Genomic DNA, 13,270 nt, shown 5'->3' with positions numbered 1-13,270 from the left:
TTGTTATTGTCGGATCGGGCCACTTTCGGCATATTGGTCGCCAAGGTGCACTCAGGCCACAAATAATAAAGTCTTGTCACGGGATATACCACCATGGAACTTCGCCATTTACGTTATTTCATCATGGTGGCCGAAGAGCGACATTTCACCCGCGCCGCCGCTCGCCTGAACATGCAGCAGCCGCCCCTCAGCCAACAGATACGTGCCCTCGAACAAGAGCTGGGATTCGACCTGTTCAAGCGCCACCCCAAGGGCGTCGACCTGACTGCCGGCGGGCTGGTGTTTCTCGATGAAGCGCGAGTGATCCTCGCCCGCGTCGAGCAAGGTTCCCTCAAGGCGGCTCGCGCTGCCCAGGGTATCGAAGGCACGTTGGTCATTGCCTTCACCAGTTCCGCCGCCGCCCACCCGCTGATCCCGCGAATCATCCGCGCCTACCGCGAGCAATACCCGGGCGTGGAGCTCTCGATCAACGAAGGCAGCGCCCGGGAAGTCACCGAAGACACCATCGAAAAACGCATCGACATCGGCATCCTCCGCGCACCGGTGGGCGACCACCAAAGCCTCACGTTCCACCGATTGCTCAACGAAGAAATGCTGCTGACCCTGCCCGTCGGGCATGCGCTGCTCAAGGGTGCCGAGCCAAAAATCACCATGGCCGACCTCAAGGACGAACGCTTCATCCTGGTCCGCCGCCCCGGCGCGCCGGGGATGTACGCCAACCTGATCAAGGCCTGCCAGAACGCCGGCTTCGAGCCGAAGATTGCCTTTGAAGTGGAGCGCATGCTGACCAACGTCAGCCTAGTGGCCGCCGGTGAAGGCATCTCGGTGGTGCCGGCGTCGATGCGCGACGTGCATCGCGAAAGCGTGGTGTACTGCCGGATCAGCGATGCACGACCCAGGTTGCTGGCGCCGATCACCCTGGTGCGGCGCGCGTTCAATCCGTCGACGCCGTTGCAGAATTTCATTGGGCTGGCGCGGGAGTTGGCGGGGGTTTATCGCAAGGGTTGAAGGGCGATGGAACGTCAATCGACCACAAATAACTTTGCGCCAATGGCAGTGGAGGAACGATGCCCCTCCATGTCATTGCCCACCTGATAACTCATCCCGGCAGTCAGCGTGAACTGCCGGCCATCCTCCAGCTCGGTATGCAACTCACCTTCCAGGCACAGCAGGATATGCCCGCGCCAACACCAGTGATCAGCCAGGTAACCGGCGCTGTATTCGACCATGCGCACGCGGGTTGAACCGAACTGGCAGGTGCGCCAATACGCACTGCCGGTTTCGCCGGGATGCATCACCGGCTCGAGGGTCGACCAGTCGGTGGTGCCAAAGGGGATTGCGGTCAGGTCCATGGTTTTCTCGGCATTGAATAGGTATGGATGAACCGTATCTATAAGGTGAATGCCGCGATAGAGACAGATCCGCTGCATTTGCGGGATACAGGGCGATGACTCTTGGTATCCTGCCAAGCCTCTTCGCATGGAAGCCCGTCGATGAAGATCGATCCATCCTTTGTTGTGCATGAGACCGAGCACTGGCTGCTCAATCATCACCTGTTATCCGCACTGCCGGGCTACCTGATGCTGGGTGCCAAGGCGCCGGTTGACTCACTGGCCGAGATGCCCGATGCGGCGCTCGCGGAGCTGGGTGGGTTGCTGGCCAAAACCCAGCGGGTCATGGAGGCTCAGTTGAAGCCCAAGTGGCTTTACATCAGCCGGTTCGGGCATATGCCGGGCTTCCCGCTGCACTTTCATTTCATACCGGTGTATGGATGGGTTGAAGCGCTGTTCTGGCAGGATGAGCGCTATCGGGTGTTGCAGGATTTCGGGACGCAGCAGAAGGCTACCGACGGTGCGGAGCTGACGCTTTTTATCTGGCGGGAGTTTGGTGAGAGCCCTACGCCGCCGGTGGTTCAAGGAGCTTCGGTGAGCGAGGTGATCAGGTGTTTGCGTACGGAGTTCAATACCCAGGACGACACATGACCTGTGGCGAGGGAGCTTGCTCCCTCGCCACAGCAAGCGTCCTCACCACAGTTTTTCCGTGTCAGCGCAAACGGCGCAGGTGTTTACGCATAGGAATACAGGCCAACTGCAACCCCGATGGCGAGTGGTAGATCGCCTGCTCATCGCCCACATACCCACACCGCCGATAAAAATCCGCCGCGTTCAACGTCGCGTCCAGGATCACTTCCTCGATCCCCAATTCCTGCGCCAACGCTTCCAGATACGCCAGTATCTGCTTGCCAATCCCGCGTCCGGTAAACCCGGGCAGCACAAACAGCGCACCGATTTCGTTGTTCGCCAGATCCAGCATGCCGGTGGCCACAGGTTCACCGTTTAGGCAGCCCAGGTAAAAATGCTTGTCCATCAGCGTGTCGTAACCGTCCTTGGCTGCGCCTTGCGTCCACAACATCATCTGCTCGGACGTATAGGCGCCGATGCATTGGCTGCGTATGGCCAACAGGCGAATGTCGAAGGCTGCCTGTGCATCTTCCAGCGTGGCGCGTCGTATCTCGAGCATCTGTCCCTCCATGGACGTCAGGCGTTCTCGTCACCCGGTCGGGTAAACGAATAGCGATCAATATCGGTCCTCAGCTGCCAGCCCTGGCCCTGCCAATAACGGGCAGCGCTGTCGTTGGACTTGAACACATCCAGGTGGCATTTGCGGATGCCCAATTGCGCCAGGCGGGTGAGGCAGCGCTCAACCAACGCGTTCGCAATACCCTGGCGCCGATACGCGGGCAGCACCAGCAGGTGCTGCAAATACCCGCGCCGGCCATCGTGCCCGCACATCACGCACCCAACCAGCCCCCCGTCGACCTCGGCGACGAAACTCATGCCTGGATTGCGCTCCAGGTAACGCTCAGTGGCCTCGCGGGAGTCGGCATCGCGCAGGGAGATGCCAGGCGTTTTCTGCATCAGTTCGAGCACGGCGTCGTAGTCGGCAGTGCTCATTACGCGAATAGTGACCATGGTGTTCAAAGCCCTCTGAGTTCGCACTGATTTTGCCTGTAGTTGTGCCGGTCGCGCACGCATAAATACACGACCGGATAACCGCTTGAGTCAACGCAGCTGAAACCAGGTGGTTTTCAGCTGCGTGTACTTGTCAAAAGCGTGCAGCGACAAATCACGCCCGAACCCGGATTGCTTGCCACCACCGAACGGCACCGCCACATCCAGGGCGTCGATGGTGTTGACCGACACCGTCCCGGCATTCAGGGCACGGGCCACACGGTGCGCACGGTTGAGGTCATCACTCCAGACCGAGGCCGCCAGGCCGTAGAGGCTGTCGTTGGCCTGCTGTATCGCCTGCTCTTCCGTGTCGAAAGCGCTGACGGCAAGCACCGGGCCGAACACTTCATCACGGGACAGGGCCATGTCGCGGGTCACGTCGGCAAAAATGGTTGGCTGGATGAAGTTGGAGGAGCCATTGATGGTCAACTGTTCGCCACCGCACAACAGCCTGGCACCCTCCCCCTGGGCCTGGCTGATGGCGTGCATGATGCGTGCGGTTTGCTGACTGTCGACGATGGCACCGGCCGCACTGCCGGGGTCCAGCGGATCACCCGGTATCCAGGCGCGCGACTTGGCGATCAGGCGCTCGACGAATTCGTCATGGATGGAGCGTTGCACGTAGAGACGGGAGTTGGCCGAACACACTTCGCCCTGGTTGAAAAAGATGCCGAAGGCGGCCTTCTGCGCCGCAAGGTCCAGGTCCTGGCAGTCCTCAAACACCAGGTTCGGGCTCTTGCCGCCACACTCCAGCCACACCTGTTTCAGGTTGGACTGGGCGGAATACTGCATGAAGTATTTGCCCACCTGAGTGGAGCCGGTGAACACCAGGCAATCCACGTCGGGGTGCAGCCCCAGGGCCTTGCCGGCACTGTCGCCGAGGCCGGGCACCACATTCAACACACCTTCAGGGACACCGGCTTCCAGGGCAAGCTGGGCCAGGCGCAGGGCAGAAAACGGCGACTGCTCGGCAGGTTTCAAGACCACGCTGTTACCGGCCGCCAACGCCGGCGCGAGTTTCCAGGCGGCCATGTCGAGCGGGAAGTTCCACGGCACCACCGCCGCGATCACCCCCAGTGCTTCACGCGTGATGGTTGCCAACGCGTTGTGAGCGGTGGGCGCGACTTGATCGTAGAGTTTGTCGAGGGCTTCGCCGTACCAGGCAAACACATTGGCGGCGCCGGGCACGTCAACGTTGTAGGCGTCCATCACCGGCTTGCCCATGTTCAGCGAATCGAGCAGCGCCAGTTCCTCGCGGTGGGTCATCAGTAATTCGGAGAGCCTGATCAAAATTTTCTTGCGCTCCACCGGCGGCATCCGTCGCCAGGGGCCGGTCTCGAAGGCCTGGCGTGCGCTGCGCACGGCCAGGTCGACTTCTGCGTCACCGCAGGCTGCAACCCGCGACAGCAACTGCTGGGTCGCAGGGTTAATGGCATCGAAGGTCGCCCCGGATGCCGCATTCATTGAGCGGCCACCGATCAGGGCGGTGTTGATGAACGTCTGGCGGGCAACACGCTGTTGCCAGTAGTTAAGGTCGAACACGTTGTACTCCCAATGAATGGCGATGGATAAAAGAGGGGTTCACTCGGCGATCTGCAGTTCCGGCATCTTCACGCGCAGCCCCCGCGTGATGCCCAGCAGGCACAGGAGCCCAAGCCCCATCCAGCACAGGCCGATGGTGAACGACAGGCTGGAAAGGCTGCTCCATAGCCAGATCGTGCTGAGGAACCCCAGCGCCGGCACAACCGCGTACAGCAAGTAGTTCCTGGTACCGCGCAACTTCTGGTCGACCAGGTAGTGCTTGATCACCGCCAGGTTCACCGCCGAGAACGCGAACAGCGCACCGAAGCTGATCATGTTGGCGACGGTATCCAGCGTGATGAACAAGGCAATCAGCGAGAACAGGCTGACCAGCACGATGGCCGTGGCGGGCACGCGCTTTTTCGTCACCAGCTTGCCGAGCACGCGGGGCAGCGCGCCGTCACGGCCCATGGCGAACAGCACCCGCGACACGCTGGCCTGGGAGACCATCGCCGAGGCGAAGTAACCGGCGACATAGGTTGCGGTAAAGGCGGTCACCAGCAGTTCGCCGCCCACCCGGCGCATCACATCCACCGAGGCGGCATCCGGGTCGACGAAGCTGTTCCATTGCGGGAACACCATTTGCGCGAAATACGAAACCAGCAGGAACAGCAGGCCGCCGAACAGCGACACCACCATGATCGCCAACGGGATGGTGCGGCGTGGGTTGGGGGTTTCCTCGGCCATGGTCGACACCGCATCGAAGCCAAGAAACGACAGGCACAGCACCGCGGCGCCCGCCATGATCAGCGGCGCGCTGAAGCCTTCATGGTGGAATGGCGCCAGCAGCGACACGGGTGCGGACTGCTCGCTCAGGGTGTGCACCGACAACGCCACGAACACCACGATGAACACCAACTGAGCGACGATGAGTATCCAGTTGACCCGGGTGATGGACTCGATGCCCACCAGGTTCAGCGTGGTCACCAGGGCAATCGAGCCGAGCACCCACACGGCGGTCGGCACCCCGGGAAAATACTCGGACATGTAGATGCCGATCAGCAAATAGCTGAGCAACGGCAGGAAGATGTAGTCCAGCAACAGGGTCCACCCGGCGATGAAGCCGAAGTAAGCGCCAAACGCCTTGCGGGTGTAGGAGTAGACCGAGCCCGAATAGGGATGCGCCTGGACCATGCGCCCATAGCTGTAGGCCGTCAGCAGCATGGCGGCGAGAGTCAGCATGTAGGCGGTCGGCAAGTGGCCCTTGGTCATTTGGGTTACCAGGCCGTAGGTGGTAAACACCGCCAGCGGCACCATGTACGCCAGGCCGAACAACACCAGCCCGATAAGACCCAGCGGCTGACGGAAGCGGCGGGACGAGGCGGCTTTGGGTGAGGATTGATGAGCGGGCGTATCGGTCACGTTTGTTATTGTATTCATGGGTGACTCCTGGAAATGGGGATGCAGGGCGTCGCGGCATTCGATGGCATCGATGCCGTTCAGCGTTGCCTGATGGAGGTTGCGCACCACCCCTCGCCTGGGGTGGCGCGCTGGTCACTTCAGCGTTTTCCCGCGATCCGTGCGGTGCGATCCACGGCGATGCGGGTCTTTTCAACCAGCTCGTCCAGCTCAGTGCGCGTGGCCACCAGTGCCGGCGCCATGATCATGCGGCCCAGCGTCGAGCGAATGATTACGCCCTCTTCGAAACCAAACGTGCGGCACTGCCAGGCCAGGTCGTTTTCGTTCTCGAAGCGCTTGCGGGTGCTCTTGTCTTCGGCGAACTGCAAGGCCGCAAGCAGACCCGTGCCCTGGATCTCGCCGATCATCGGGTGATTGCCAAACACTTCATGGAGAATTTTTTGCAGGTACGGTCCGGTGTCGTTCTTCACCTGGCGCACGATGCCTTCGTCCCGCAGCGCCTTGAGGTTGGCCAGCGCCACCGCCGCCGCCACCGGGTGCCCGGAATAGGTCAGCCCGTGGGCAAACACGCCGCCGCGCTCCACCAGCGCATCGGCCACGCGCTTGCTCAGCACCAGGCCACCCATCGGCAGGTAACCGGAGGTCAGGCCCTTGGCGATGGACAGGGTGTCGGGCTCGAAACCGAAGTGTTGATGGGCGAACCATTCGCCGGTACGGCCAAAGCCACCAATCACCTCATCGGCACACAGCAGCACATCGTATTGCCGGCAAATGCGCTGGATCTCGGGCCAGTAGCTTTCCGGCGGGAAGATCATGCCGCCCGCGCCCTGGAACGGCTCGGCGATAAACCCGGCGACGTTTTCAGCGCCCAGCTCGAGGATTTTCTCTTCCAGCTGCAAGGCGCAGCGGCGGCCGAACTCGGCAGGCGTCAGCTCGCCGCCATGGGCGTACCAGTAGGGTTCGTCAATGTGTGCCACGTCGGGAATCAGGCCGCCCATCTCGTGCATGAACTTCATGCCGCCCAGGGCAGACGCCGCCAGCGTGGAGCCGTGATAACCATTCCAGCGCCCGATCATGATTTTTTTCTGCGGTTGGCCGACCACTTGCCAGTAACGGCGCACGGTACGGATCAGTACTTCGTTGGCCTCGGAGCCGGAGTTGGTGTAGATCACGTGGCTGTAGTGGCCCGGCAACAGGCTGAAGAGCAACTCCGACAGCTCGATCACCGCCGGGTGGGTGGTGTGGAAGAACATGTTGTAGTACGCCAACTGGTCCATCTGGGCGGCAGCGGCAGCGGTCAAGTCCCTGCGACCGTAACCCAGCTGGGTGCACCACAGGCCCGACATGCCGTCCAGGTAACGCTTGCCTTCGCTGTCCCACAGGTAAAGGCCCTCACCGCGCACCATCACCCGAGGGCCTTCGGCATTCAGCGCTTTTTGATCGACAAATGCATGGATGTGGTGGGCCGCATCCGACTTCTGGTAGTCCTCGGTCAGGCGGTTCAGTTGGGCGGGTACGTTCATGGTATTTCTCTCTTATTAGTAGTGACGCAAGGGCGAGCAACGCCGCTCAGCGGTGCTTGCTCATGTAGCTTTCAAGGGGGTCTTTGCTCAGCACTCCCTGGGCTTCGGCCAGCGAATCGATAAACAGGGCAAACAGTTCCGATTGCGCGCCGATATCGAGCTTGGTGTAGATGTGTTTGCGGTGGGACTTGATGGTGTCTTCCGAGACGTCGAGGCGTTCGGCCAGCGAACGGGTGGAATGCCCGCGCAGGATCAGTTGGGCGATCCGGCATTCCCGCTCGGTCAATATCGACGAGCCGAAGTTGTTCAGCGCCGAGTGAATGCGCTGCTCCAGCAGGTTTTCGAATCGCGCCCCCTGGGCATCCAGGCCAACGAAATGCTTGCCCAGCACCGCCAGCACCCACGGCGCGATGCGTTTGAATTGGCCGGTGATGGTGGCGTCGAGCTTTTGCGTAAAGGCCAGCGACACCGCCAGGCTCGAGCCGTTGCTCGACTGCAGGATGTAGTTCAGCTCATCCTCCAGATGCGAGTGGCGGTAAAACGACTGGAAGTATTCGCTGAGCTCGAAGTGATCGGGGGCGACCTCGGCCAGCTCGTAACACCCGGAGCTGACGCCCTCCACACAGGCCCCGTAAAACGGGTCGAGCAGATAAAACCCCGACAGGTACTGGCGCACATTGCCTTGTGGCAACCATGGCCCGTCCAGCTCGAACAGCGCACTGGGCATGCCGCCGCGCGGGTAGAAATACAGCGTGGTGGCCTGGATCGGCTGGAGATAACCGAGAGCCTCGAACAAGGTCGCGGCGAACCCCGATTGCCCGATGCTATCGGTCACCCGGGCCATCTGTTCGAACCATTGCGCAGAAGAAAGCCGGTCGTTTTCCACTTCAAACACTCGCTGAAAGAACTGCAAGGATGGTTGCACACCCGCTCCATCCTCGAAATCACCCGATAGGGTGAGCCTGCATCCGATATTTATGCTCACTTCCCAGCTTAATAATATTTTATTAAAAACCGCCCTCCGCCTAGCCTTGAAGCCATGCCCAAGCTGAATCCAACTGCATTACGCAAGGACAGACACATGACTCAAGCAATAACAAAAACAGACACGCTGGTGGTGGGAGCCGGTCAGGCTGGCGTTGCCATGAGCGAGCACCTGAGCAAGCAAGGCGTGCCGCACCTGGTGCTGGAGCGCAGCCGTATCGCCGAGCGCTGGCGCACCGGCCGCTGGGACTCGCTGGTCGCCAACGGCCCGGCCTGGCATGACCGTTTTCCGGGCCTGGCTTTCGATAACGTCGCCCCCGATGGCTTTGCGCCGAAAGAGCGTGTGGCGGACTACTTCGAAGCCTATGCACGCAAGTTCAATGCACCGATTCGTACCGGCGTCGACGTGACCTCGGTGGTGCGCAATGTCGGTCGCCCAGGCTTCACCATCCACACCAGCGAAGGCGTGATCGAAGCCAACCGCGTGGTGGCGGCCACCGGGCCGTTCCAGAAGCCGGTGATTCCGGCGATTGCCCCTCAAGACAGCGCGCTGCACCAGATCCACTCCGCCGACTACCGCAACCCCGCGCAACTGCCGGCCGGCGCGGTGCTGGTGGTGGGGGCGGGTTCCTCCGGGGTGCAGATCGCCGACGAACTGCAACGCTCCGGGCGCCAGGTGTACCTGTCGGTGGGTGCTCACGACCGCCCACCGCGTGCCTATCGCAACCGCGATTTCTGCTGGTGGCTGGGCGTGCTGGGTGAGTGGGACCAGGCCGCGATGAAACCCGGCCGCGAGCACGTGACCATTGCGGTGAGCGGCGCCCACGGCGGCAAGACCATCGACTTCCGCGAGCTGGCCCAACAAGGCATGACCCTGGTCGGCCTGACCCAATCCTTCAACGGCAGTGTTGCGAGCTTCCAGCCCAACCTGGTGGAAAACCTGGCCCGCGGCGATGAGAACTACCTGGCCCTGCTGGATGCGGCGGATGCCTATATCGAGCGCAACGGCCTCGACCTGCCGCCAGAGCCCGAAGCGCGTCGCGTATTTCCCGATGCCGAGTGCATCAAGCACCCGATCCTGGAACTGGACCTGGCCAAGGCCGGTATCACTTCAATCATCTGGGCCACCGGCTTTGCCGTGGATTACAGCTGGCTGAAGGTCGATGCATTTGACGCCGCCGGCAAGCCGCAGCACCAGCGCGGCGTAGCCAGCGAGTCGGGCATCTACTTCCTCGGTTTGCCATGGCAGTCGCGCCGGGGCTCGTCGTTTATCTGGGGTGTGTGGCATGACGCCAAGTACGTGGCCGACCATATCGCCATCCAGCGCCAATACCTTGAATACCGCGAGCCCGCACCGGTTGTTCACACCTCACCTGTCAGCGCCTGATCACTTTTTTCTGGAGTTTTTTTGATGCCTACTCACACTCGCATCCGCATGTTCAACACCAAGGAAACCTATCCTAACCAGAGCCTGGACAATGACCTGTGCCAGGCCGTACGCGCCGGCAACACGGTGTATGTACGGGGCCAGGTGGGCACCGATTTCGACGGCAACCTGATCGGCCTTGGCGACCCGCGCGCGCAAGCCGAACAGGCAATGAAAAACGTCAAGCAACTGCTGGAAGAGGCCGGCAGCGACCTGAGCCACATCGTCAAGACCACCACCTACCTGATCGACCCGCGCTACCGCGAGCCGGTGTACCAGGAAGTCGGCAAGTGGCTCAAGGGCGTGTTCCCGATCTCCACCGGGTTGGTGGTTTCGGCCCTGGGCCAGCCACAGTGGCTGATGGAAATCGACGTGATTGCAGTCATTCCCGAGTAACCCAAGGAGGCACGACATGACCTTTTCAATCGTCGCCCGCTGCGCGGAAACCGGCCAGATGGGCATTGCCATCAGCTCATCGAGCATCGCCGTGGGCGCCCGCTGCCCATGGCTGCGGCCCGGCGTGGGTGCGGTCTCGACCCAGAACATCACCCTGCCCGCCCTCGGCCCGGACGTACTCGATCTATTGGAGCAAGGCCTTGCCCCTGCCGATGCCGTAGACAAGGCCCTGACCCGCAACGGCTACAGCCAATACCGGCAACTGACGGCGATTGATCACCTCGGGCGCACGGTGCATTTCAGCGGCAACGAAACCCTTGGCACCCACAATGCGGTGTCGGGCGAACAGTGCGTGGCCGCCGGCAATATGCTCGCCGACCGCGCGGTGATCGAGGCGATGGTCAAGGCCTTCGAGCAAGGCGAAGGCCAACTGGCAGACCGCCTGCTGGCCGCGATGCATGCGGCCATTGCCGCCGGGGGCGAAGCCGGGCCGGTGCATTCCGCCGCGCTGGTGGTGGTGGGCGAGCTGACCTGGCCGATCATCAACCTGCGGGTGGATTGGGCCGACGAGCAGCCGATCGCCGAGCTGCAAAAGCTCTGGGACGCCTACCGTCCACAGGTGCAGGACTACATCGACCGCGCCCTCGCCCCGGACCGCTCCCCTGGCTACGGCGTGGCCGGAGACGACCGATGAGCACCAGCCGGGAACTGCTGCAGGCGCTGGTGGAGTTTGATACCACCAGCCGCGAATCCAACCTGAAGCTGATCGAGTTCGTGCGCGATTACCTGGCAGGGTTCGGCGTGCCTTGCGAGTTGATCTACAACGATGAGCGCAGCAAGGCCAATCTGTTCGCCACCCTCGGCCCGGCGAATGTGCCCGGGATTGTGCTGTCGGGGCACACCGATGTGGTGCCGGTGGATGGCCAGCCGTGGACGTTGCCGCCGTTTGAGTTGACCGAACGCGACGGCAAGCTGTTTGGCCGGGGCACGGCGGACATGAAGGGCTACATCGCCTGTGTACTGGCGCTGGTGCCGGCCTTGGCAAGCGCAGACTTGCGCATGCCGGTGCACATCGCCCTGTCCTACGACGAGGAAGTCGGCTGCCTTGGGGTGCGTTCGTTGCTCAAGGTGCTGGAACAATGGCCGGTGAAACCGCTGCTGTGCATTATCGGCGAGCCCACCGAGTTGAAGCCGGTGCTGGGCCATAAAGGCAAGCTCGCCATGCGCTGTGAAGTGCATGGCGAGGCCTGCCATTCGGCGTATGCGCCCCAGGGCGTGAATGCGATCGAGTATGCGGCCGAGTTGATTGGTGAGTTGGGGCGAATCGGCCAGCGCCTCAAGGTGCATCAGGACGAGCGCTTTGACCCGCCGTTCAGCACCGTGCAAACCGGGGTGATCTCCGGGGGCAAGGCGTTGAATATCGTGCCTGCCGATTGCCGTTTTGACTTTGAAGTGCGCGCCCTGCCCTCGATGGACCCGGGTGAAGTGGCCGAGGAGCTGCAAGCCTATGCGATGCAGCAGGTGTTGCCGCGGATGCAGGCGGTGAGCCGGCAGAGTGCGATTCGCTTCAGTGAGTTGTCGGCGTACCCAGGGCTGGCCACCGACCAGAGCAGCCAGGCGGCCGAGCTGATTGCGGCGTTTTGCGGCTCGCGGGAATTTGGCACCGTGGCGTTCGGGACCGAGGGTGGGTTGTTTGATGCGGCGGGCATTCCGACGGTGGTGTGCGGGCCTGGGAGCATGGACCAGGGGCATAAGCCGGATGAGTTTGTGAGTGTTGCGCAACTGAAGGCTTGCGATGCCATGTTGTTGCGCATGCTCGACTCGATTCGCGCCTGAACGCGGGCCAAATGTGGGAGCGGGCTTGCTCGCGAATGCGGTGTGACAGTCACCCGATGTATTGACTGATCCACCGCTTTCGCGAGCAAGCCCGCTCCCACATTTTTAGTTCTGTGTCTAACCTAACAACCGCGCCAGCTCTTCCCGGCAATACTCCACAAACAACTGCACCGGCTTGGTCAACGGCGCCCGCCGCAACCACACCGCCGACAACCCCGACCCCGTCACCGTCTCCGCCAACGGCACGCACACCAGCTTCTGCCCGTCATAGGAATACGGCGAAAACGGCTTGGTCACCAGGATCGAAAACCCGAACCCGCGCCCTACCATCCCGCGCACCATCTCGATCGACGGCGAACTGAAGACAATATTCGGCGTCAGCCCACGCTCTTCAAAGATGCTCACGAAGTACGTCCGGCTCGGCAGCACATCCAGCAAAATCATCGGTTCCAGCACCAAGTCCGCCAACGACACCTTGGCCTGCTGCGCAAACCGGTGATCCGCCGGCAGCAACGCATAGGGTTGCTGCGGCGGCATCAGCGGCGTGGTCTCGATGGCGCTGCCCAGGTCATGCTCAAACAGCATCGCCACATCGATACTGCCGGCCGTCAGCGCCTGCACCAGTTCCTGTTGTTCGCCATCGCGCAGACGGATTTCCACCCCCGGCCAACGCTCCCGGAAACCGGCAATCAAGCGCGGCAAATACAGCGGTGCCACGGTTTCGAAGCAACCGATATCGATCTGCCCCGCCACCACGTCATTGTCTGCCAGGGCGTTCTGCTCAAACTCATGGGCCACCCGCAGCAGCTCCAGGGCTTTACGATAGAACCGCGCACCGCTCGGCGTCAGCGACACCCCTTGGGCGTGATGGCGGATAAACAGCTGCACGCCGAAGCTGTCTTCCAGTTGCTTGATGGCCGTCGACACCGACGGTTGCGCGATATAGAGCTTGCGCGAGGCCTCTGCCACGCTGCCGCACTCGGCCGTGGTTACAAAATATCTGAGCTGGCGCAGGTTATAGGCAGCCATCGGGACCTCCATAAACGTGGGATTTCGCCCCAAACAAGTGCGTGAAAATCGGCTTTTTCACACTGATTCAAGTGCATGCAACATACCGGAGCAAAAAACCCCGCGAGATATTATTTTTAAGGTCT

The 13,270-nt window shown here is 61.7% G+C and carries 14 protein-coding genes; 6 read left to right on the top strand and 8 right to left on the bottom strand.

Annotation, left to right across the window (positions count from 1 at the left end):
- Positions 1–93: 93 nt before the first annotated feature.
- Positions 94–1,008: a LysR family transcriptional regulator gene (locus tag HX821_RS06490; RefSeq protein WP_003207349.1), complete on the top strand. Its 915-nt coding sequence runs from the start codon at positions 94–96 to the stop codon at positions 1,006–1,008.
- Between the two features lie 14 nt (positions 1,009–1,022).
- Here the strand turns inward: HX821_RS06490 and HX821_RS06485 are convergent, their stop codons facing one another.
- Positions 1,023–1,352, bottom strand: a complete 330-nt coding sequence (locus HX821_RS06485; RefSeq protein WP_087692424.1) for a DHCW motif cupin fold protein — start codon at positions 1,350–1,352, stop codon at positions 1,023–1,025.
- Between the two features lie 141 nt (positions 1,353–1,493).
- On the opposite strand from HX821_RS06485, the gene HX821_RS06480 reads away from it, so the two are divergent.
- The gene (locus tag HX821_RS06480; RefSeq protein WP_177028165.1) at positions 1,494–1,982 is read left to right on the top strand and encodes an HIT family protein; all 489 of its coding nucleotides are present in this window, start codon (positions 1,494–1,496) and stop codon (positions 1,980–1,982) included.
- Positions 1,983–2,043: 61 nt separating this feature from the next.
- Here the strand turns inward: HX821_RS06480 and HX821_RS06475 are convergent, their stop codons facing one another.
- From HX821_RS06475 to HX821_RS06450, 6 genes are all read right to left on the bottom strand, one after another.
- On the bottom strand, positions 2,044–2,520 hold the full coding sequence (locus tag HX821_RS06475; protein ID WP_177035448.1) for a GNAT family N-acetyltransferase: 477 nt from the start codon (positions 2,518–2,520) through the stop codon (positions 2,044–2,046).
- Positions 2,521–2,537: 17 nt separating this feature from the next.
- Positions 2,538–3,035, bottom strand: a complete 498-nt coding sequence (locus HX821_RS06470) for a GNAT family N-acetyltransferase (protein WP_219736773.1) — start codon at positions 3,033–3,035, stop codon at positions 2,538–2,540.
- Positions 3,036–3,062: 27 nt separating this feature from the next.
- The gene (locus tag HX821_RS06465; RefSeq protein WP_177035447.1) at positions 3,063–4,553 is read right to left on the bottom strand and encodes an aldehyde dehydrogenase; all 1,491 of its coding nucleotides are present in this window, start codon (positions 4,551–4,553) and stop codon (positions 3,063–3,065) included.
- A gap of 39 nt (positions 4,554–4,592) precedes the next feature.
- A complete protein-coding gene (locus HX821_RS06460) occupies positions 4,593–5,972 on the bottom strand; it encodes an APC family permease (protein ID WP_177035446.1) in 1,380 nt (459 codons plus the stop codon).
- Between the two features lie 119 nt (positions 5,973–6,091).
- Entirely contained in the window at positions 6,092–7,474 is a 1,383-nt protein-coding gene (locus tag HX821_RS06455) for an aspartate aminotransferase family protein (RefSeq protein WP_134326381.1), read from the bottom strand.
- Positions 7,475–7,520: 46 nt separating this feature from the next.
- Positions 7,521–8,360 (bottom strand): helix-turn-helix transcriptional regulator, encoded by an 840-nt coding sequence (locus HX821_RS06450; RefSeq protein WP_177022031.1) that lies wholly within the window; start codon positions 8,358–8,360, stop codon positions 7,521–7,523.
- 153 nt (positions 8,361–8,513) lie between these two features.
- Here HX821_RS06450 and HX821_RS06445 point away from each other — a divergent pair, with 153 nt between their 5' ends.
- The 4 genes from HX821_RS06445 to argE are packed head-to-tail and all read left to right on the top strand — an operon-like array spanning position 8,514 to position 12,116.
- On the top strand, positions 8,514–9,845 hold the full coding sequence (locus HX821_RS06445) for a flavin-containing monooxygenase (RefSeq protein ID WP_371316147.1): 1,332 nt from the start codon (positions 8,514–8,516) through the stop codon (positions 9,843–9,845).
- 24 nt (positions 9,846–9,869) lie between these two features.
- On the top strand, positions 9,870–10,280 hold the full coding sequence (locus HX821_RS06440) for a RidA family protein (RefSeq protein WP_003207327.1): 411 nt from the start codon (positions 9,870–9,872) through the stop codon (positions 10,278–10,280).
- 16 nt (positions 10,281–10,296) lie between these two features.
- Positions 10,297–10,974: a DUF1028 domain-containing protein gene (locus HX821_RS06435; protein ID WP_003207324.1), complete on the top strand. Its 678-nt coding sequence runs from the start codon at positions 10,297–10,299 to the stop codon at positions 10,972–10,974.
- A complete protein-coding gene (argE, locus tag HX821_RS06430) occupies positions 10,971–12,116 on the top strand; it encodes an acetylornithine deacetylase (RefSeq protein WP_177035445.1) in 1,146 nt (381 codons plus the stop codon). Before HX821_RS06435 ends, argE begins: the two co-directional genes overlap by 4 nt.
- A 117-nt stretch (positions 12,117–12,233) precedes the next feature.
- Here argE and HX821_RS06425 read toward each other — a convergent pair whose 3' ends face one another.
- Positions 12,234–13,145 (bottom strand): LysR substrate-binding domain-containing protein, encoded by a 912-nt coding sequence (locus HX821_RS06425; RefSeq protein ID WP_003210159.1) that lies wholly within the window; start codon positions 13,143–13,145, stop codon positions 12,234–12,236.
- Positions 13,146–13,270: the final 125 nt, after the last annotated feature.

It is taken from the genome of Pseudomonas sp. B6001, from assembly GCF_013386015.1.
In the GTDB taxonomy this organism is placed as follows: domain Bacteria; phylum Pseudomonadota; class Gammaproteobacteria; order Pseudomonadales; family Pseudomonadaceae; genus Aquipseudomonas.
The sequence above is the reverse complement of the archived record's forward strand: the minus strand, read 5'-3'. Positions and strand labels throughout refer to the sequence as shown.